Consider the following 21,703-nt stretch of genomic DNA (forward strand, 5'->3'; position numbering starts at 1 on the left):
CACAACCCTCCAAACCTGCGGGCAAGATGCCCGCGCTCCCGGGATGCAGCCGCATCCCAATGTCCCTTCATTTCGGAAAAACCAACAATAACCACTGCCACCAACCGCCAGCCAACGCGCCACCATGAACCTGAACCGTCGCACCTTCCTAAAATCCGCCGCCGTCCTCTCCGCCGCCTCGCTCCCATTGGGCGGCGGAGGGATTTTTGCGCAAGCCGCGCCCGCCTCGACGTCCTCGCGTCCCGCGGGTAATTTCAAAAAATCCATCATGTGGGGCACCGTCAAAATGGAGGGCTCCGTGCTGGAAAAATGCACCGCGATCAAGGCCGCCGGATACGAGGGCATCGAGCCAAACAGCCACATGGACCGCCGGGAGGTGATCGCCGCCGCCAAATCGACCGGGCTGGCGATCAGCAGTGTTTGTTGCAACACGCACTGGAAAAAACCGCTCTCGCATCCCGACAGCGCAGTGCGCCGCGAGGGAATCGATGGCATGATCGTCGCGCTCGAGGACGCCGCCGCCTACGGCACCGACGCCGTGCTGCTGGTTCCCGGAGTCGTGAACGCCGAGGTTTCCTACGACGACTGCTGGACGCGCTCCGTCGAGGGCATCAAGCGGCTGCTCCCCGTCGCCGAAAAACTGAAAGTCCAAATCTGCATCGAAAACGTCTGGAATAAATTTCTCCTCAGCCCGCTGGAGGCGCGTCGTTATGTTGACCAGTTCAACAGCCCCCTCGTGAAATTCTATTTCGATGTCGGCAACATCCTCGACTACGGATGGCCGGAGCAATGGATCCGAATCCTTGGCGACCGCATCGCCCGCGTTCACTTCAAGGAGTTCAGCAAAAAAATCGCCGCCGAGCAGGGCGCCCGGAAAGGCTTCAAGGTGCCCTTCGGCGAGGGCGACATTAACTGGCCCGAAGTGATGACCGCCCTGCGCGGTTCGTATAAGAACAGATGGATCGCCACCGAGCAGGGAAGCAACAAAACGCCCGCGGAATTAACCGACCTGCACGCGCGCTTCGAAAAAATACTCAGGCTTCCATAGAGCTTGTTAAACTGCGAATAGACGCGAATAAACGCGAAGTAAATCCAGTCGGCCGAAGTATTCGCGTTTATTCGCGTCCATTCGCGGTTAAAAAAATAAAAACATTGTTTGAGTAATATATTATAAAAAACAGTAATCATGAAAAACAATACAATCGCACTGCTCGCCCTCGCTGCGTCATGCCTTTTCGCCGTCAATAATCTTCCCGCCGCAGCATCCTCCGCGGAATGCGACAGCGGCGTCAGGCTGCGCGTGTCGAGCTACAATATACGATACGACTCCGCAAAGGACGGGGAGTCGGGCAACAGCTGGGATGCGCGCAAGGCCGCCGTCGCCGACCTGATTAAGCAAAGCCAAATCGACGTCGTCGGCACGCAGGAGGGCGACGAAAGGCAGATGGCCGACTTGAAAAAACTGCTGCCCGAATACGATTACGTGGCCCATCCTTACGGGGGAAAACAGGGCAATATACACACGGCCGCCATTGTGTATAGAAGTGATAAATACAAGGTGCTGGACAAGGGCGTGTTTTGGTTTAGCGAGACGCCCAATGAAAAAAGCATCGGCTGGGACGCCACCGACACGCGCATCTGCACCTGGGCCAAAATGAAGGACAACGCCTCCGGGCGGGAATTCTATTTCTTCACCGCCCACTTCTACTGGCGCTACGTCACAGCGAGGCAGAACTCGGGCCCGTTGATGGTTCGCATGGTCAGGGAAATCACCAAGGGCAGCCTCCCCGTGATCTGCACGGGCGACTTCAACTCGCCCGACACGACGCCTCAATACAAGGCGATCACGGAATATTTGAAAGACGCCTATCATGCGACGGCCACCCCGCCGCTCGGCCCGAAGGACACCAACATGGGCGCCGGAAATTTCCGCGGCGAACCCAGGGGGCGGATAGACTTTGTATTCATCAACGACCGGACAAAAGTTCTGAATTACACAGTGCTTACCAGCACCTACGACAAAGGCCGCCACCCCTCCGACCACCTGCCGATCGTGTGCGACGTGCTGTTGACAAAATAGCGTGACCGATTCCCGTCATTTTGAAGTAGGGCACAGGACGTAGAATGCAGGACAGGGCACAGGGCTCATGGCACAGGACGTAGGGCTCAGGACTCAGAACGCCAGGCAGAGGACGCAGGGCGAACGAATCCTCATAAGCGTTGCCTTGTTTCAAGGCGCCAAAGGCGCCTCACTCGTTAGCCCAGGGTCGAGCCTGCGAGACCCTGGGATTTTGAAATAGGGAGCACGCGCCCTGAAGGGGCGCCACATGCATCTCCATCCCTCATGCAACATTCATCGCGATTTTTTAATGCTGAATACAAGATGGACGGCAAGGTGGGTAAAGGGATTGGGGCATGATGACGCGATGTTGTGGCACCCTGGCAGGGCGCATTGTTTCCCATCGGCAATCCGGGGGTGCACGCCACGCGTTCACCCCGGGCTTACGAATGGCACGCCTTTGGCGTGCGGCAAATGACAGACAAGTTAGCACCTATGGGGTTCGCCCTACCCAAAGGCATCAGCTCGCAATGAAATACCCAACGATCTCCAAAATCCGCCCCGTGAAAACGCTCAAAAGCTAGTCGATTATGTGCGCAAACGCTCATTTTGTTTGGAAAATGATACTTTGTGCGAGGTTGCTTGGCCTAAAAGTGCTTGAAACGTCATTTTCGCGCAAAAAGACTGAATAGGTTCTCAGTAGTCGTCGCGTATCACTTTTCGGTGCTGTCGCGGCGCTCAATATCCCCGGTCAGAATCCCATTAAAAAGAATCCCAACAATCGAAGTTTTCGAAAGGTTATCATGAAACCCGCATCCAAACCCACGCGCAAAGCTCCCCTCCTTCCCACCTCCCGACGCAGCTTTTTTAAGGAAGCCGCCGCCGCCGCCGGCGTCCTCATGCTGCCGGGCTCCACCGTCCTGCACGGCCAAAACCTCTCCTCCTATGAAACGGGCGGATTCATATCCAAGGACGGAAAACTCGACACGCACGAGCACCAAGTCGACCTCTGTGTTGTCGGCGCCGGCCTCGCCGGCATGTGCGCCGCCATCGCCGCCGCCCGCCGCGGCGCGAAAGTCGCCCTCATGCACGACCGCCCCGTCCTCGGCGGCAACGCCTCCTCCGAAATCCGCCAGTGGATTGTCGGTGCCGGAACCCGCGTCCGCGACCTGCAGGAAACCGGCATCATGGAGGAAATCCTCGTCGAAAACATGTATCGCAATCCGAAGCGCAACTTCGCCATATGGGACAGCATCCTCTACGAAAAAGTCCGCTTCGAGCCCAACATCGACCTCATGCTCAACTGCTCCTGCTGCCAGGCGGAAATGGACGGCAAGACCATCAAAAGCATCACCGGCTACCAAACCACCACGCAACGCTGGCACAAAGTCAGCGCGCCGATCTTCATCGACTGCTCGGGCGACAGCATCCTCGCCCCGCTCACCGGCGCCGATTACCGCTTCGGACGCGAAGCCGCCGAGGAATTCGGCGAGGAGTTCGCCGTGGCCAAGGCCGACAAAAAAACAATGGGCATGAGCATCTTGTTTCAAGTGCGCGAAACCGAGCACCCCGTCAGCTTCACACCCCCCAAATGGGCTCACGTTTTCAAGACCGACGCGGAAATGAAAAACAAGCCCCACAACATCTACGCCATCAACACCAACCTCTACTGGGTCGAGCTCGGCGGCGAGCAAGACGGCATCGGCGACACCGAGGAAATCCGCGACGAACTTCTCAAAATCGCCTTCGGCGTCTGGGACCACATCAAAAATTGGTGCCCGCAGAAAAACGCCGCGAACTGGGAGCTCGAATGGATGGGCTTCCTTCCCGGCAAACGCGAAAGCCGCCGCTACATCGGCGACTACATGCTCAAGCAGCAGGACGTTGAAAACCACCCCGTCTTCCCCGACACCATCGCCTACGGCGGATGGCAGATCGACGACCACCTCCCGGGCGGCTTCGCGATGGACTCCGTTGACGGCGAAAAACACCTCCGCAAACGCCGTCTCTCCGAGCCCTACACGATCCCCTACCGCTCGATCTACTCGAAGAACATCAAGAACCTCATGTTTGCCGGGCGCAACATCAGCGCCACGCACGTCGGCATCGCGACCACCCGCGTCATGGGCACCTGCGGCATCCTCGGGCAGGCCGCCGGCACCGCCGCCTGGATTGCCGTGCAAAACAAACTCACCCCGCGCGAGGTCGGAAAAACCAAAATCCGCGAAATCCAAGCCGCGCTCATGGAGGACGACTGCTTCCTCCCCGGCTTCAAGCGCGAAATCTCCCCGCTCTCCAAGCAAGCCGAGCTGAGCTGCGACTACGGCGACTGCTCGCAACTGCACAACGGCATCGACCGCCGCATCTGGGGCCGCGACAACGGTTACTACGGCAAAACCAAAAAAGCGATCACCTACACCTTCAAGAAACCGACCAAAATCTCGCAAGTGCGCCTCGTCTTCGACAGCGACCTGAATCGCGAACACACGGGCGGCAATCCCGACGGCGTCCTGACCTCGTGGGTGATGTTCCACCCGCTCTCGCACAACAAGACGAGCTTCGGCTTCCCCGGCTGCATGATAAAATCCTACCGCATCGAGGCGCGTGTCGGCGGCGAGTGGAAAACCGTTTTCGAGACCGACGAAAACTACCACCGCTTCATCCGCCTCGATGTCAACGTCACCGCCGACGCCGTGCGCTTCATTCCGTTCGCCACGCACATGAGCGCGAAAAAAATCAACGACTACGGCAGCTCCACCGCCCACCTGTTTGCGTTTGAGGTGAGGTGATCCGCAATGTCGGACTTTCATGGGGTAGGGCGAAGCCTCCGGCTGAGCCGAGCCCACCCGCATCCATGTATTGGTCTTAACTTGCATCGACTTAATTCGATTTAAGTCGATGCTTCACGGCTCAGCCGGAGGCTTCGCCCTACCCAAAGTCCCGAAAACCCAGCCATGAACACCCGCCCAAACTCCGACCATCCCACCCGCCGTGACTTCATCACCAGCGCCGCCGCGCTTACCGGCCTGTTCCTGCTTCCCCCGCGCTCCGCGCCACGCGCACCCCGCCCAAGCCCGTCTTCGTTGCAGGCAAAAACGGCGGCATCTTCAGCGGTCCCAACACGCCGCAAAACCCGCGATTCATCGCGCATCGCGGCAGCCATTCGCTCGCGCCGGAAAACTCGCTGCCCGCGCTGGAGGGAGCCGCCAAGCGAGGCTTCTGGGCCGTCGAAAGCGACGTGCGCCGCACCAAGGACGGCATCCTCGTCTGCCACCACGACGCCACGCTCAAAAAAATGTTCGGCGTCAACGAGCGCGTTGCAAACCTGACATGGGGCGAAATCAAAAAACTCACCTACACCCGCGGAAATGGACGCGAGAATTATCCCGCCGCGCGCCTCCGCATGCCGCTCTTCGCCGAGTATATTGAAATCTGCCGCGACCACGGAAGCGTCCCTTTCATCGAGATAAAAGACGACGTGACCGACGAGGTCATCCGCATGGTGCGCGACATGAAAATGGAGGAGCGCTCGGTCATATCGAGCAGCAAGTTCCCTCACATTGAGGCGGCGCGCGCGGCGAGCAAAAAAGTGTTCCTGCATCACATATTCAGCGACGAGGAGCACATGCAAAAACTCGTCCGCCTCGGCCACGCCGGCGTCTCGCACAAGCGCACCGAACTTGACGACATCTCCGCCGCGCTGGTCGAAAAAACGCACGCCCTCGGACTCCGCGTCTGCCTCCGCGCCGGCGACACAAAGGAAACCGTCCTCAAAATGCTCGAAATGGGCCTCGACTACATCCCCACCAACGCGATCTTGAAAATGTGACCCGTAGGGCGTCGCTTGCGGCGCCTGGTTTGCATCCGTGAAAATTCGCACAATGCCAGGCCACTGCGGACTCGTGGGCGTGGTCAAAAACAAACCGAAAAAATCCTTTTGGATTACGGACCTCAAACCTCCTTATTTTTGTATTTTATCTGTATTTATCCGCGTCCATCTGTGTTCATCTGCGGTTAAAAAACGAATAACAACACGCGCACCCATATGAAGCCGAAACCCCGCAAAACCAAACCGACAAACACTCCGCCCGCCAACGACGACACACACTCGCGCCGCGCCTTTTTATCCGGTTGCGCCAAGGGCATCGGCGGAGTCGCCGTCGCGGGACTCGCCGCGCCCTCGCTCCTCGCGACTCCCGCCGAAGCATCGCGACAAGCCGCCGCCCCCGTCGTCGGCGAATACGACGTGGTTGTTTGCGGTGGCGGTCCCGCCGGCTTCATCGCCGCCGTTGCCGCCGCGCGGGGCGGCGCGCGCACCGCCCTTGTCGAACGCTACGGCTTTCTCGGCGGCATGGCCACGGCCGGCCTCGTTTCCCCCATCAGCGTCTTCAACCTCAACGGACGTCGTGTCATCGGCGGCACGCCTTGGGAATTTATCGAAAAACTCTCCGCCATCGGCGGCGCCGGAGTGGACCTCCCCCGGGGCAATGTCACCTTCTGCCCGGAAAAATACAAACTCGTTGCCCAGCGCATGGTCATTGATGCCGGCGTCACCCTTTACCTTCACAGCTACCTGACAGACTGCCGCCAAAACGGCCGCGCCCTCTCGCACGTCGTCATCGAAAACAAAAACGGCGCCCAAACCCTCGCCGCGAAATATTTCATCGACTGCACCGGCGACGCCGACCTCGCCCTCCGCGCCGGCGTCCCCATGCAGCCCGCCCCGGAAAACCTTCAGCCCGCCTCCCTTATTTTTATGCTCGGCAACGTGGACACCGACGCCATTCCGCCAAACCGTCTCCGTCACGGACTCCCCGGATCGCAGGACACTGACTTCCGCGCCATTCTCCAAAAACTCTCCAAGACCCAAAAAATTCCCCTCTTCGGCGGCCCCTGGTATAACAGCACCCTGGCCAAGGGTGTTGTCGTTGTGAACATAACACGAACCGCCGCCAACATGGCCGACAACCGCGAGGCCACCGAAGCCGAGTGCCTGCTGCGTGAGGATGTGCACACCTTCGTTGACCTGCTCCGCAAACACGCCCCGGCCTTCCGTGACGCCACGCTTCTCACCACCGCCACGCAAACAGGCATCCGCGAAACCCGCCGCATCCTCGGCGCGCACACGCTCACCGGCGACGAATACCTCGCCGCAACCAAGTTCCCCGACACCATCGCCCGCGGCTGCCACCCCGTTGATATTCACTCAAGCAACAGCGCCCGTCAGCGCGCCGAATACCTCAAGCAACCCGGCAACGTCCCCTATCGCTGCCTGCACTCCCCCGGGTTTCCGAATCTTCTCGTCGCTGGACGCCCCTTTTCCGGAGATGAAGTCGCCTCCGCCTCCGTCCGTGTCCAAGCCTCCGCCATGTGTCTCGGCCAAGCGGCCGGTGCCGCCGCCGCCCTCTGCCTTGCCGATAATCGCGATGTCTCCCAAGTAAACATCGGCCGCCTCCGCGAAACGCTCATCCAGTCCGGCGCCATCCTGGACTAAACTTCGGACATGCTCCAAAAACTAAGCCAAACCAACCGCGGTTAAAAAACGAATGCCGGCACGCGCACCGATATAAGCCGAAACCCCGCAAAGCCAAACCGGCAAGCACTCGTGACGCGCCTTTTTGTTCGCTTGCTCCAAGGGCATCAGCGGAGTCGCCACCATCCCATCGTTTTTCGCCATAACCAGCGCAATTTGGGGCTTTGCGCGCGCGCGGTTTGGTGTTCAATTCGCGTGCTATGTTTACCGGTATCGTTGAAGAAAAAGGTCGTGTCGTTTCGTTTGTTCAGGGCAGTGCCTCGTGGCGCTTAAAGCTGTCCGCAAAAACCGTCATCGAGGGCGTCGCGCACGGCGACAGCATTGCGGTCAACGGCTGCTGCCTCACGGTCACCGATTTCGACGCTGCGGCGGGAACGGTGGAGTTCGACGTGCTCGAGGAGACGCGCCGCCTCACGAGTTTTTCGGCGCTCAACGCGGGTTCCGCGGTGAACCTTGAGCGCAGCCTGCGTTTTGACGGAAAGGTCGGCGGGCATTTTGTCACCGGCCACATCGACGGGCTTGGTGTGATTGAGATTTTTGAGAAGCGCGGCAACGACTACTACATGCGCGTTCGCGCCCCGAAGGGCAATGGCCGCTACCTCGTGAGCAAGGGCAGCATCGCGATCGACGGTATTTCGCTGACGGTCGCCGAGGTTGAGGATGACTCGTTTGCGGTGTGGCTCATCCCGACGACGATCAACGTGACCAATCTTTCGGAAAAACACTCCGGCGATCCGGTGAACCTGGAGTTCGACCTGCTCGGCAAATACGTCGAGAAGCTGACCGCGTTTCACTCTGGACGCGCCGGTTGATCGGGCGCACAAACGACACCGACCCATGCACGCCACACTCAACGCGATCGCCGACGAACTCCGCCGCCTCAAGGCAAGCGGCGTGAAGGATGTCGTCGTGTCGAGCGAGACGATGGTGGCGTTGCGCAACGCGGTCGAGACGCGCGCGCCGAAAACGCAGCCGGAACAACCTCAGGTCGCGCCCGCGCCGGTTGTTTACTCGCAACTGCGCCAGCCCGCGGCGCGGCACACCGCGCCCAAAAAAACCGAGCCGAAACTGCCGCCCCCGCCGGCGGTCACGCTGCCCGAGGGCGACAAGAAAACGCGCTGGGACGCGCTGCTCAACATGGTGACGACCAACCCCGTCTGCCTTGAGCGCGTGCGGCCCGGAAAAAAAGTCGTGCTTGGCGTGGGCAATCTCGACGCGAAAATATTTTTCTGCGGCGAGGCTCCGGGAGCGGAGGAGGAAATCAAGGGCGAGCCGTTTGTCGGGCCCGCGGGGCAGCTGCTCACGAAAATGATTCAGGCGATGGGCGTGAAGCGCGAGGATGTTTACATCGGCAACATCATGAACTGGCGTCCGGATTTGCCAACGCCGCCCGGCCGCGAGCAAATCGGCAACCGCCCGCCTACCGAGGAGGAGATGCTTTACTGCATGCCGTATCTGCGCGCGCAACTGGAGGTCGTGAATCCCGAATTGATCGTCGCGCTCGGGGCGACGGCGGCGAAGGCGCTGCTTGGTTTCGACAGCTTTACGACGCTCGGTTCGATACGCGGTCAGTGGAAGGAGTTCGAGGGCAAGCCGCTCATGGTCACATATCATCCATCATTCATTTTGCGCACCCCGACCAACCGCACCAAACGCACGGTGTGGGAGGATTTCTTGAAGGTCATGGAAAAGGCGAACATGCCGATCACGGACAAGCAGCGTGGATATTTTTTGGGGAAGTAAGCGCCGTTTCGAACGCGACTCGTTGGAGGCAGCGTAGGGTTTTTCAATAACCGCACTTTGGCAATTTGCCCGGTCGATGATATCGTATGGCCACTCAAACGGGCCTTTGTTTCACAAGGCGTGAAATAATAAGTAAGTCGTAAAAACGCTACGTGAGAGCGGTTTGGGCATGGCGTTTTTCATGGATTGTCCCGGCGCGTAACCTTTTTTCCGAATCGCGGTCTGTTTCGTTTTTGATTTTCCACACAACCATGTTGTCTCGATTCAGATGTCAGGTGCTTTTGCGCGCAATAAGCGCGGTTTTGTGCGGCGTTGTCATGACGGCCGCCGCATCGTCGGCCGTTGCACAGGATGCGTTTGATTTTGAAAAATTGCAGGAGCGTGCCGCCGCGATGGCTGCCAAGCCTTACGTCGCTCCGCCATCGCGCGTGCCGGAGGCCTTGAGGCGGCTGAATTACGACGAATACCGGCAGATCGCCTACAGGGCGGATCATGCGTTGTGGGTGCGCGATGATATTCCGTTTCGCATGCAGTTTTTTCATCCGGGGTTCATCCAGTTGCACACGGTGCGGATCAACGAGGTCGTTGACGGCAGGGCGGCGCGGATTCCGTTTTCGGCGGAGGCGTTTGACTATCGCGGCGCGGCGCAGGCCGCCGGTTCCGGTCTTCCGGCGGACATGGGGTTCAGTGGATTGCGCGTGCACAACCAGCTCAACAAGCCCGGCGTGTGGGACGACTTGATTGTGTTTCAGGGCGCGAGTTATTTCCGCGCGCTGGCTAAGGGCTCGCATTACGGGCTTTCCGCGCGAGGGCTGGCAATCGACACCGCCGGGCCGGGCGGCGAGGAGTTTCCGGTATTCGAGGAATTCTGGGTCGAGCGTCCCATGGCGAATGCGAAGGGTCTGCGCGTGTGGGCGCTCATGGACAGCCCGAGCGTGACGGGCGCGTATCAGTTTTTGATCAAGCCGGGCGGCGTCACCCTGATTGAGGTTAACGCGGTGATTTACCGGCGCGCGGCGAAGGCGGAGGGGCGGCAGGTTTTCGGAATCGCGCCGCTCACGAGCATGTTTTGGTTCGGCAAATCGAGCGCGTCGCATCCGGATGATTTGCGTCCGGAGGTGCACGACTCGGACGGGCTTTCGCTGCACACGGGAACGGGCGAGTGGCTGTGGCGTCCGCTCGACAACCCGCGCGCGATGAGTGTTTCCAGCTTCTCGGACGAGAATCCGCGCGGCTTCGGGTTGATGCAACGCGAGCGCGATTTTGAAAATTACCATGACATCGAGGCGGCGTATCATTTGCGGCCGAGCGTGTGGGTGGAGCCGGTTGGCGACTGGGGCAGGGGAGAGGTGCGCCTTGTTGAGTTGCCCACGCCGGACGAGACCAACGACAACATCGTCGCCTTTTGGTCGCCCTTCACGCTGCCACCCGCGGGCGAGCCGTTGCGCGTGTCGTATCGGATGCACTGGTTCAACGAGGCCGGCGGAAACACGCCCGCGCCCCGGACGGGAATTGTCGTTTCCACGCGCCAGGGAAGATCGTTTACGCACGAAACAAATCTGCGGCGGTTCTGGGTCGATTATGGCGGCGACGCTCTGGCGAAGCTGTCCGCCGGGGAAAAGGTGGAGGCGGTTGTGACCGTGGGCGACGGTGCGAGGGTCGCGCATGTGAGCGCGGAAAAAAATCCCCACAACAACACGTGGCGCGCCGCGTTTGCCATCGAGCCCGACGGTTCCGGAAAGCCCGTGGAACTGCGGTGCTTCCTGCGCAACAACCGCGGCGGGGCGCTCACCGAAACATGGAGTTACCTGTGGAATCCGGAGACGCGATGAACGACCTGCTGCCGGAGGGATTTCGCCCGCGCACCGGCTCAATCGAGGCCTGGAACGCCGCCTATGCGCGCGTGGAGGATTATCTGCGCGCGCACCGGATTCACTCGCGCCTGCACCAGAGCCGGTTGATTCAGGCGATTCTCGAGCACGCCGCGAAACGCCATGAGCGGAATCCCTCGCTTGATCCCACCACGCTTGCCGCCGTGGAAACCGAAGCGTGGATGGATCGCTGGTTCGGCGCGGTGTTCGCGGGCTGCGACGTTCCTGGGGAGCGGCTGGCGGCGACGGGCCGCGTGGCGCTGCTGCTCACGAACGGCGCGACCAAGTGGCCGTATTCATTCCTGGATACAGGCGAAATCCCGGAGGAGTTCGCGAGGACCATGCGCGAGAGCTCGATCACGGCGGGGCCGAACATGGCGGTGTCGAACATGGTGCCGAGGCCGATTGACCTGGGCGTGATCACCGGGGCGGCGGGCGAGACATTGGAGCGCATGGAGCGCTGGCCGGTTTTGAAAACATGCGCGCTCTGGATTTTTTTCGCGGCGGTCTTCGCGGGCATCTTTTTGTTCACCCGATAAGGCGGGTTTTTATCGCATGACAATAACTCCGCACGAACTGAACGCTCCTCGAAAAATTGCGCGCCGCAGGCGTGTGTTTTTCACGCTCGTCTTCATGATCACGGGCGCCGCGACGTGGCTCATGGCCGATCTGTTCTGGCGTTTCGACGGGCGGCTCACCCCGCTGGAGTGCGCGATGCTTGTGTTGTTTGTGATTTTGTTTGCGCAGATCGCTCTGGGGTTTGTGACGGCGCTGACCGGCTTTGTCATCTCGATCCGGGGCGGGGATCGCCGGCAGATTGCCAATACCATCGCGCCTGGCGAATCTCCGCAACTGGCGGGCACGGCGGTCGTGATGCCGGTGTTCAACGAGGATGTGAGCCGCGTTTTTGAGGGATTGCGCGTGGTGTTTCGCTCGTTGCAGGAGACGGGGCGGCTGGAGCATTTCGATTTTTTCATCCTCAGCGACTCCAACCAGCCAAACCAGTTGGTTCAGGAGGAGGTGGCGTGGGTGGAGCTTTGCAAGCAGGTCGGGGGCTTTGGAAAAATTTTCTACCGCAAACGCCGCCAGCAAATTAACAAGAAGGCGGGCAACGTGGCCGATTTTCTGCGCCGCTGGGGAAGGAAATACCGCTACATGGTCGTGCTCGACGCGGACAGCATCATGTCGGGCGACGCGCTGGTGAAACTGGTCGCGATGATGGAAAAAAATCCCGGAGTAGGCATCATCCAGACCGCGCCGCGCCTCGTGAACGGCGAGACGCTTTATGCGCGCCTGCAACAATTCGCGAACCGGCTCTACAGTCCGTTGTTTCTCGCGGGGCTGAATTTTTGGCAGCAGGACACGGGCAACTACTGGGGGCACAACGCGGTCATTCGCGTGCAGCCGTTCATCGAGCATTGCGGGCTGCCGGAGCTGCCGGGGCACGAACCGTTTGGCGGACGCATCCTGTCGCACGATTTTGTCGAGGCCGCGCTCATGCGCAAGGCGGGCTGGCAGGTGTGGCTCGCGGGCGATATTGAGGGCACCTACGAGGAGGGGCCGCCGACGCTGATCGACAGCGCCAAGCGCGACCGGCGCTGGTGCCAGGGCAACATGCAGCACAGCTGGCTGCTGCTGGCGAAAGGGTTCAGGCCGGTCAACCGCCTGCATCTGCTCATGGGCGTGATGGCGTATGTGTCGTCGCCATTGTGGCTGTTGTTCATGATGCTCGGCACCGTTTATGCCTTTGGCGTCGCAAACTCGCACGGGCGGGCGGTGGGAGAGTCGTTCGCGGGAGCGCTTGCGACGCACGGCGACGCGTCGGTTTTTGGCATGCCGATGCAGGCGACGGAGGCGCTCACGCTCTTTTTGCTAACGATGGTGATGCTGTTTGCGTCGAAGTTCATGAGCGTTTTCCTGACGCTGAAAAATCGCGATGCGGCGGAGTCGTTTGGCGGGAGAAAAAATCTCGTCGCGAGCACGCTGCTGGAGGTTGCGCTCTCGGTGTTTCTGGCGCCGGTCAACATGCTTTTCCACAGCAAGTTTGTCGTTTACACGCTGCTGGGGAAGGGCGTGTCGTGGGTCACGCAGAAACGCGGCGGCGATGACGGCACCGACTGGCGCGAGGCGATCATCACGCACGCGCCGCACATCGCCTTTGGTTTGGCGTGGGGCGCGCTGGCGTTTTACATCCGTCCGGTGTTCTTCTGGTGGCTTTCGCCGGTGCTGGCCGGGATGGTGTTTTCGATTCCGATTTCGATCGGCCTGGGAAAACTGCGCTTCGGGCGCGCCGCGGCGGAGGCGGGATTGATTCTCACGCCCGAGGAAACGCGCCCGCCGTATGAACTGCGCCGGTTGCGTTTGAACTTGGAGGAATGTTACAAGCAGATGCGTCCGCTGGATGTGTTGCGCGCTGACTACGGTTTGCTTCAGGCCGTGCTCGATCCGTATGTGAACGCCGTGCATGTTTCGATGTTGCGGCAAAAGGAGACGAGCAGCGAGGAGGCGCGCGAATACTTCGCGCACTTGCGCGACCGCCTGCTTTTGGACGGCCCCGGTGCGCTCGCGCAGAAGGAAAAAATGAGCCTGCTCCACGATGCGGAATCCATGATCTGGCTGCACCGCGAACTCTGGCGGCGTCCGGCGCGCGACCTTGCCGAATGGTGGCGGCTCGCCGTGCGCCAATACAACGTGCTCACAACCACTCCCGTGACGGCGTTGTATCGCTGATGGCGCGTCAAAACCGAAAACGGCGCGGCTTGCTCACAATTAAAACGTCCCGCGTTGCGCGTTTTGTCGCATCCAGTGGTCGACGAGCACCAGCGCGGCCATTGACTCGACAATCGGCACCGCGCGCGGCAGCACGCATGCGTCGTGACGTCCGCGCCCGGTCAGTTCCGTTTGCGCGCCGTGCGCATCGACGGTTTTTTGCGGCAGCATAATCGTGGCGGTCGGTTTGAATGCCACGTTGAAAAAAATCTCCTCGCCGTTGCTGATGCCGCCTTGCACGCCGCCGGAGCGGTTTGTCGCCGTGCGCGGTTTTCCGTCCTGCGAGATCCATGCGTCATTGTGCTCGGAGCCTTTTAACAGCGTTCCCGCAAAACCGCTTCCGATTTCAAAACCTTTCGACGCGGGCAGCGAAAGCATCGCCTTCGCCAGGTCCGCCTCCAGCCGGTCAAACACCGGTTCGCCCAATCCGGCGGGAATGCCGCGCACGCGGCACCGAATCACGCCGCCCACGGAATCGCCCGCGGCGCGCACTTCCTTGATGCGCTCGATCATCGCCTCCGCCGTCGCCGTGTGCGGGCAGCGCACCGCGCTGGCTTCGATTTGCCCGGGCGATGGAAACGGCATTTCCGAAAGCACGGTCTCCGGTATTGCGACATCCTGCACACGCGTCACGAACGCGCGGATTTCGACGCCCTTGGTTGCCAGCAGTTTTTTCGCGATCGCGCCGGCCGCCACGCGGCCGATTGTTTCGCGCGCGGAGCTGCGTCCGCCGCCGCGGTGATCGCGCACGCCATATTTCGCCTGATAAGTGAAATCGGCGTGCGACGGGCGGAATTTTTCGCGCATCTCGTCGTATGCGCCGGGGCGCTGGTCGGCGTTGCGCACCAGCATGGCGATTGGCGTGCCGGTTGTTTTTCCCTCGAACACGCCGGATAGGATTTCCACCGCGTCGGCCTCGTTGCGCGGAGTCACGATGTCGCTTTGCCCCGGACGCCGCCGGTCGAGTTCGGCCTGGATTTCCTCCGCTGTGATTGGCAGAAGCGGCGGGCATCCGTCCACCACCACGCCCACGCCCGCGCCGTGGCTTTCTCCCCAGGTCGTAATCGTGAACATCTTTCCGAAACTGTTTGGCATCGTGTCGATAAACACACCCGCCGCGGCCCCGCTCCGCAAGATTCAAATGGCAATTGCGAGCGCGATGGGGGGCTCTTGAAACAATGTAGATTTGGCCGGCCTCGTTTTGGAAATGCGACGGGAAAGTGTGATGGCGAATCGTGGCTTGGTTCGCGCGGGCGCTGGCCCAGTTCTTGCTTCAAGGCATGGATGAAGTCCGTAATCCGCCAAAGCTCGTGCTTGAGTTCCCGTCCAAAAAACCTCATCAGAAACCCTTTCGCATATCCTCGTTCCGCATTCCGATCTCCGCACCACACTTCCCACATGAGCGTAAGCCCAGCACGATTAAGCGCGATCTCAGCCGCCAACAACTACCGCGTCACCGCAACCGTGGCCTTCAATGAAAGCCACACCGCCGAGTTGTTTGGGCGGAATGTTTTCACCGACGAGCTCATGCAGGCGCGCCTTCCCAAGGCCATCTACAAGTCGCTTCGCAAAACCATCGAGACTGTCTCGAAGCTCGAACCCGCCACCGCCGACGCCGTCGCCACCGCCATCAAGGACTGGGCGCTCGAGCGCGGCGCGACGCACTACGCGCACGTCTTTCAACCGCTCACCGGGCTCACCGCAGAAAAACACGACAGCTTTCTCGAACCCGACGGCAAGGACGGCGCCATCGCCGAGTTTTCCGGCAAACAACTCATCCTCGGCGAATCCGACGCCTCCGCGCTGCCCTCCGGCGGCATTCGCGCCACATTCGAGGCTCGCGGTTACACGGCGTGGGATGTGACCAGCCCGTGCTACCTTCTCGAGAATCCCAACGGCGCCACGCTTTGCATTCCGACGGTTTTTGTCTCGTGGACGGGTGAAAGCCTAGACCTGAAAACCCCGATCCTGCGTTCCGCCGAGGCGCTCGACGAACAGGCGCGCCGCATACTGAAACTTTTCGGTCACACCGATGTTCCCCTCGTCACGCCGACCGCCGGCCCCGAGCAGGAATACTTTCTCATCGACCGCAATTTCTTCCTTGCCCGGCCCGACCTCATGACCGCCGGGCGCACGCTGTTCGGCGCGCGTCCGCCCAAGGGGCAGGAGTTTGCCGACCAATACTACGGCGTCATCCCCGAGCGCGTGCTCGCCTACATGCACGAGTGCGAGGCCGAGCTCTACAAACTCGGCGTGCCGATCAAGACACGCCACAACGAAGTCGCGCCCTCGCAATACGAAATCGCCCCCGTTTACGAAAACGCCAATGTCGCCGCCGATCATCAGCAGCTCACGATGATCGTGCTCAAGCGCGTCGCCCGCAAATACGGCTTCGAGTGCATCCTCCACGAAAAGCCCTTCTCCGGCGTCAACGGCTCCGGCAAGCACCTCAACTGGTCGCTCGGCAACAGCGTGCAGGGCAACCTTCTCGATCCCGGCGCCACGCCGCATGAGAACATGCAGTTTCTCGTTTTCTGCGCGGCGATCATTCGCGCCGTCCACCGCCACGGCGGGCTCCTCCGCGCCCTCGTCGGCTCGGCCAGCAACGACCAGCGCCTCGGGGCCAACGAGGCGCCGCCCGCAATCATATCCATCTTTCTCGGCGCGCAACTTTCCGACGTTTTTGAGCAACTCAAGAAAGGCCGCGCCTGCTCCTCCAAAAAGGCGGGCACCATCCAGCTCGGCGTGGACTCGCTTCCCGTTCTCCAGCGCGACACCGGCGACCGCAACCGCACCTCGCCCTTCGCCTTCACCGGAAATAAATTCGAGTTCCGCGCCGTCGGTTCCAACCAGTCCATCGGCGCGCCCCTCGCCGCGCTCAACACCATCGTCGCCGGCTCGCTCAACCGCATCGCCGACCAGCTCGAAAAAGGCGTCGCCGACGGCAAAAAACTTGAGGACGCCGTCTCCGAGGTCCTGACCCAGATCGCCAGGGAAAACGGCGCGGTCATATTCAATGGCAACGGCTACTCGCCCGAGTGGCACCGCGAAGCCGAGCGCCTCGGCCTGCTCAATTTAAAAACCACGCCTGACGCGGCCGTGTGGATGGTCGCGCCCGACACCGTCGAGTGTTTCGAGCGCATGAAGGTGCTCACCAAGCGCGAGCTCGAATCGCGCCGCGAGATCGCGCTCGAGCAATACTGCAAGGCGCTCAACGTCGAGACGCGCATCGTAATCGAAATGGTGAGCACAAAATACATTCCCACCGCGATTCGCTACCAAACCGAGCTCGCCCGGAACATCAACGAAATCAAGGCCGTTGGCGCCGTGCCCGACACGCGCCTTTTCGAACGCGTCAGCACGCTCATCGCCGGCCTTCAAAACGAACTCGACAAGCTCACCGGCATGCGCGGCAAGCAGGCGACACTGCCCGACCTGCTCGCCGAGGCGCGGCACTATTGCCACGAAGTTCTCCCGCAGCTCAACGCGATTCGCCAGGCGGTCGACGCCCTCGAAACCGTGTGTCCCGACGACACCTGGCCTGTGCCCACCTACGAGGAAATGCTGTTCATAAAATAAGGCCCCGGCCTTTTATCGAACATGCGTTGAGCGTTCTTTTTCCGAAGGCGAACAACGGCAGTGCGCAAAAAAACGCGCCGGATATTTCATCCGGCGCGTCTTGTTTTGAATGGCTTTGGGCCGGAGTTTTTTACTCCGTCTTGGCGGGGATTCGCTCAACAACCACGTTGCGGAAGGAGACGGGTTTGTTGGTGTAATACTGCAGGCCGATGCGGCCTTCGCCGACCATTTCGGCATATGGCTTTTGGAATTTGTTCTTGGTGCCGTCCGGGTTCTTGCCGGCTTCCTTCCACTTGGAGAGGTCGATGTTGATCACACGCTCGCCGTCGATCGCGACCTGGAGCTTCGGACCCTGGGCGATGACAGTGGCGTGATACCAGCGGCCGGGTTCGATTTCGATCTGGCGGCTGGGCTCGGATATGTCAACCACGGCGCCCATGGCGTATTTCGGATTTTTGGATTCATTTTGCTGAATCTGCACCTCGATGCCGTTTTGCACCCATTTGGAAATGTCGGTGCAGCGCAGGATGATGCCGCTGTCGCCTTTTTCCGCGCAGCGGAAGTCGAGGTTCAATGCGAAGTCGCCGTAGTTTTCCTTTGTCCAGATGGTGCCGTTGGCCTTGCCGGTGAGGACGCCGTCAACGAATTCCCATGTGCCTGCCTTGAACTGCGCGTTGGAGAGGGTGTCGTTAAAGAGCGGGCTGGGGCCGGGCCAGCGTTCGGTGCTGGAGGGGCGTTTCTTGGCCCATTGCTTGGAGATGTTCTTTTCATTGACATAACCGGCGGGGAGCACGCGGCCGTTGCGCAGGTCGTCGTCGCTGGCGGCGAGGGCGCGGTGAAACCAGTCAGCGCAGAGGGCGGTGTCGGCGTCGAGTTGAGCGACCGGCACTTTGTTTTCGTATTCCATGTAGGCGATGCCCTTGAATCCCTGGCGGCGCAGTTCGAGGATTTGCAGGGCGGCGTCACTCGCGCCGGTGCCCCACGGCATGTCCTGCGCGGCTTTCACACCGCGCTCGGTGAGGTCCTTGAAGTGGAGCGAGACAAGGCGGCCCTCGGCTTTGCGAAGCGTGGCGACGGGGTCGTAACCGCTGCGCGTCCAGTGGCCGGTGTCGGCGCACAGTCCCATGGTTTTCGCATGGGGCGCGACGGTGGCGAGGGCGAATTCGGGATCGGCGTAAACGGTTGGTTTCGCGTGGTTGTGGACTGCGGCCTTGACGCCGTATTCCCCGGCGAGTTTGGCGATGAGCGGTATGACGCTGGTGTCCTTCGGCTCGACGGCGACATCGCGCAGGCCCATTTCCTTGGCGAAGGCGAAGATTTGGCGCCACTCGTCCTCGGTCTTGCCGTTGACGACGCCGTAGCTGGTGAGGTTGAGGCCGCGTTTCTTGAAGAGATTGCGGACCTCTGCCTTGGCGGCGGCGCTCATGTTGTGCCCGAACTTTTCATCGACCTTGGCGGAGATTTTATGCCCGGGATAGGCTTGGATGTTTTTGATTTTCATCGCGACCGCGCGATCAAGGGCATCCTCGAGGGTGAGGTTGAATTGCTTCGTGCGGAAGGTGTATGACTGGAGGCCGAGCTCGATGCCACCGGAGGCGGCATTGAGCGATGCGTGAAGGGTGAAGAGTGAAAGCAGGAGCGCGGAGAGCGCGAAGAGTTGTTTTTTCATGATGAAGTTTGATGTTGCGTTGTGTTTGTCGTGGTGAGGACCGGAGGGCTGGTTGACTGGCTTCAAATTTTCAAATTTCTGGAATTTGGTTTTCTGAATTCAGTCCTTCAGCCCTTCAGTTCTTCAGCCTTTTAATACACGCGGTAGTTTTTGTTGATGAGGATTTGGGCTTCGGGCATTCCGGTGCACACGGCGCGGGTGGCGTCCCATTGGATGGGTTTGCCGGTGCGCAGGGCGAGGTTGCCGAGCGAGACGAATTCGGTGAGGCCGGCGGCGTGGTCAACGATGTTGGAGCCGGGCGCGTGCTCGCCGCCCTGGATGGCGTCGAGCCACTCGCGGTATTGGTTGGCCTTGGGAATGCGGCGGATGGTCCTGGCCGGGCGCTTGGTGAATTCCTTCATTTTCGACTCGGGCAGGAGCTTGACGGATTCCGAGTAATCGCTCGGCGAATACATGATGCCCTTGTCGCCGTAGTAGAGCGTGCCGCCGGTGCTGAGTTTGCCGTCGGCGCCGAGTTCCTTGGGGGCGACGGGTTTGCGGCCGCCGTCATACCAGACGTATTTGATGGGCGGGAGCGAGCCGCGCGCGGGGAATTCGTAGGTGATCGTGGAGGCCTTGGGGCCGCAGACGGCGGAGCCGCCCTCGGCGTCGGCGGAGACTTTGCAATCGCCGCTGAGGTTGAGCGCCCAGTAGGCGGCGTCCATGATGTGGCAGCCCATGTCGCCGAGCGCGCCGCAGCCGTAGTCCCAGAAACCGCGCCAGTCGAATGGGGCGAGGTTGTGCGTGTAGGGGCGCACGGGGGCGACGCCGAGCCAGAGGTTCCAGTCGAGCGTGTCGGGGCTGAGCGCATAGCGCGTTTTCTCGGTGTCCTTGGTGGGCCAGGGAACGTCCTGCGGCCAGATCGGGCGGCGTCCGGGCACGCCGGGGCGGTTTGTCCAGCTGTGGATTTCGCGCACCGTGCCGATGACTCCGGCGTCGATCCATTCCTTGGTGAGGCGCGTGCCTTCCTTGGCGTGGCCCTGGTTGCCCATTTGGGAAACAACACCGTGCTTTTGGGTGGCGGCCTTCAGGACGCGCGCCTCGCCGATGGTGTGCGTGAGGGGTTTTTCAACGTAAACGTGCTTGCCGCGCTCGATCGCCATGAGCGTCGCCGGGAAGTGCATGTGGTCGGGCGTGGAAATGGCGACGGCGTCGATCTTCTTGTCCATTTCCTCGAGCATTTGCCGGAAATCGCGGTAGCGGGGCACATTCGGATGTCCGTAGAACGCGCGCGAGCCGCGCTCGAAGTGCACGTCGCAAAGCGCGGCGATTTCCCCGCCGGCGTCGATAATGCCGGAGAGGTTGCTGTAACCTCGGCCGCCGATGCCGATGCAGGCAACGCGGACTTTGCGGTTGGCGGAGACGAGGTTTCTATACGGGGACTTCGCTCCGGCGGCGGCCCAGGAGCGCGAGATGAACGGCGCGCCGAACGCCACTGCCGCCGTGGCTGTGGCGGCGGTTTGGAGGAAGCGGCGGCGTGAGAGCGCGTTGGGAGTCGCGGATGTGTTTTTGGTATTGGAGTGTTTCATTGTTAGGGATGTGTTTTTCGGAGAGTTATTTCTTTTTCGGAGGCGGTGCGTAGGGAGGGGGGGAAGGTCGGGAATCGGAGGCGGCGGCGGGAATGAGAGGTCGCGCACCCAGATGTTGCGGAAGGAGACAAGGTCGCCGCCGTGGTTTTGGAGCGTGAAGGGCAGCTTGCCGGCGTGGGCCTTGTATGCGGGCAGGCCCCGATACTCGGTGGGGCCGCGGAGCACGGTGTCGTGCTGGACGACCACGCCGTTGTGGATCGCGGTCATGCGCGCGGGCGAGGCGAGCGAGCCGTCGGCATTAAAGCGCGGCGCGATGAACACGATGTCGTAGGTTTGCCATTCGCCGGGTATGCGGGATGCGTTCACCAGGGGCGGAAATTGTTTGTAGATCGATCCGGCCTGTCCGTTGGCGTAGGTCGGGTTTTCGTGGGAGTCGAGCACTTGCAGTTCGTAGAGTCCCATGATGAGCACACCGCTGTTGCCGCGGCCCTGGCCCTCTTTTTTGATGACGGCGGGCGAGCGCCATTCGAGGTGGATCTGCACGTCGCCAAACGAGGCCTTGGTGCGCAGGTTGCCAGTCTTGGGAACGACGGTCATGGAGCGTTCCGCGGGGTCGAGTTTCCAGCGCGGCGTGGCGTTTTTCTTGTCGGTTGACTCCCACGCGTCGAGATTGCTGCCGTCGAAAAGCACAACGGCGTCGGACGGAATTCCGGTCGACGCGGGCACGCTGACGACGGGCGGAACCGGTTCCCATTGTTCGGTGAGTTCGGGCCTTGGAAGCGGCGGAAGCTCGGTTGCGTTTTGTTGCGCGTGCGCGACAAGCGCGCAAGCGAACAAGCTCATGAGGGCAGGGATGCGTATTTGCATAAGAAGCGAAAAATTTAGGGCAGCAATTAACTACCCGCATCGAAT

The 21,703-nt window shown here is 60.8% G+C and carries 14 protein-coding genes; 11 read left to right on the forward strand and 3 right to left on the reverse strand.

Annotated elements, in window-relative coordinates; translation table 11 throughout:
• Positions 1-124 precede the first annotated feature (124 nt).
• The 10 genes from CKA38_RS09170 to mdoH all read left to right on the forward strand — a co-directional run bounded on the left by CKA38_RS09170 (position 125) and on the right by mdoH (position 13,936).
• Positions 125-1,048: a TIM barrel protein gene (locus tag CKA38_RS09170; protein ID WP_108826517.1), complete on the forward strand. Its 924-nt coding sequence runs from the start codon at positions 125-127 to the stop codon at positions 1,046-1,048.
• A gap of 138 nt (positions 1,049-1,186) precedes the next feature.
• Positions 1,187-2,080 (forward strand): endonuclease/exonuclease/phosphatase family protein, encoded by an 894-nt coding sequence (locus tag CKA38_RS09175; RefSeq protein WP_108825202.1) that lies wholly within the window; start codon positions 1,187-1,189, stop codon positions 2,078-2,080.
• Between the two features lie 782 nt (positions 2,081-2,862).
• A complete protein-coding gene (locus CKA38_RS09180) occupies positions 2,863-4,848 on the forward strand; it encodes an FAD-dependent oxidoreductase (protein WP_108825203.1) in 1,986 nt (661 codons plus the stop codon).
• Positions 4,849-5,201: 353 nt separating this feature from the next.
• The gene (locus CKA38_RS09190; RefSeq protein WP_257791582.1) at positions 5,202-5,888 is read left to right on the forward strand and encodes a glycerophosphodiester phosphodiesterase; all 687 of its coding nucleotides are present in this window, start codon (positions 5,202-5,204) and stop codon (positions 5,886-5,888) included.
• Positions 5,889-6,104: 216 nt separating this feature from the next.
• Positions 6,105-7,553, forward strand: coding sequence for an FAD-dependent oxidoreductase (locus tag CKA38_RS09195; protein ID WP_108825206.1), 1,449 nt, complete (start codon positions 6,105-6,107; stop codon positions 7,551-7,553).
• 239 nt (positions 7,554-7,792) lie between these two features.
• Positions 7,793-8,404: a riboflavin synthase gene (locus tag CKA38_RS09200; RefSeq protein WP_108826518.1), complete on the forward strand. Its 612-nt coding sequence runs from the start codon at positions 7,793-7,795 to the stop codon at positions 8,402-8,404.
• Positions 8,405-8,429: 25 nt separating this feature from the next.
• Positions 8,430-9,335, forward strand: coding sequence for a uracil-DNA glycosylase (locus CKA38_RS09205; RefSeq protein WP_108825207.1), 906 nt, complete (start codon positions 8,430-8,432; stop codon positions 9,333-9,335).
• Between the two features lie 317 nt (positions 9,336-9,652).
• Positions 9,653-11,167: an OpgD/OpgG family glucan biosynthesis protein gene (locus CKA38_RS09210; protein ID WP_202863889.1), complete on the forward strand. Its 1,515-nt coding sequence runs from the start codon at positions 9,653-9,655 to the stop codon at positions 11,165-11,167.
• A complete protein-coding gene (locus CKA38_RS09215) occupies positions 11,134-11,745 on the forward strand; it encodes a hypothetical protein (RefSeq protein WP_152032761.1) in 612 nt (203 codons plus the stop codon). The genes CKA38_RS09210 and CKA38_RS09215 overlap by 34 nt, the downstream gene beginning before the upstream one ends.
• Positions 11,746-11,761: 16 nt before the next feature.
• Entirely contained in the window at positions 11,762-13,936 is a 2,175-nt protein-coding gene (gene mdoH / locus CKA38_RS09220; RefSeq protein WP_108825210.1) for a glucans biosynthesis glucosyltransferase MdoH, read from the forward strand.
• 39 nt (positions 13,937-13,975) lie between these two features.
• Here the strand turns inward: mdoH and aroC are convergent, their stop codons facing one another.
• A complete protein-coding gene (gene aroC, locus CKA38_RS09225; RefSeq protein WP_108826519.1) occupies positions 13,976-15,070 on the reverse strand; it encodes a chorismate synthase in 1,095 nt (364 codons plus the stop codon).
• Positions 15,071-15,373: 303 nt separating this feature from the next.
• Between aroC and CKA38_RS09230 the strand changes: the two genes are divergently transcribed.
• Positions 15,374-17,554: a glutamine synthetase III family protein gene (locus CKA38_RS09230; RefSeq protein WP_108825211.1), complete on the forward strand. Its 2,181-nt coding sequence runs from the start codon at positions 15,374-15,376 to the stop codon at positions 17,552-17,554.
• A gap of 130 nt (positions 17,555-17,684) precedes the next feature.
• Here CKA38_RS09230 and CKA38_RS09235 read toward each other — a convergent pair whose 3' ends face one another.
• Positions 17,685-19,223, reverse strand: coding sequence for a 3-keto-alpha-glucoside-1,2-lyase-like domain-containing protein (locus CKA38_RS09235; protein WP_152032762.1), 1,539 nt, complete (start codon positions 19,221-19,223; stop codon positions 17,685-17,687).
• 131 nt (positions 19,224-19,354) lie between these two features.
• A complete protein-coding gene (locus tag CKA38_RS09240) occupies positions 19,355-21,634 on the reverse strand; it encodes a 3-keto-alpha-glucoside-1,2-lyase-like domain-containing protein (RefSeq protein ID WP_152032763.1) in 2,280 nt (759 codons plus the stop codon).
• Positions 21,635-21,703: the final 69 nt, after the last annotated feature.

It is taken from the genome of Ereboglobus luteus (assembly GCF_003096195.1).
Taxonomy (GTDB): Bacteria; Verrucomicrobiota; Verrucomicrobiia; order Opitutales; family Opitutaceae; genus Ereboglobus; species Ereboglobus luteus.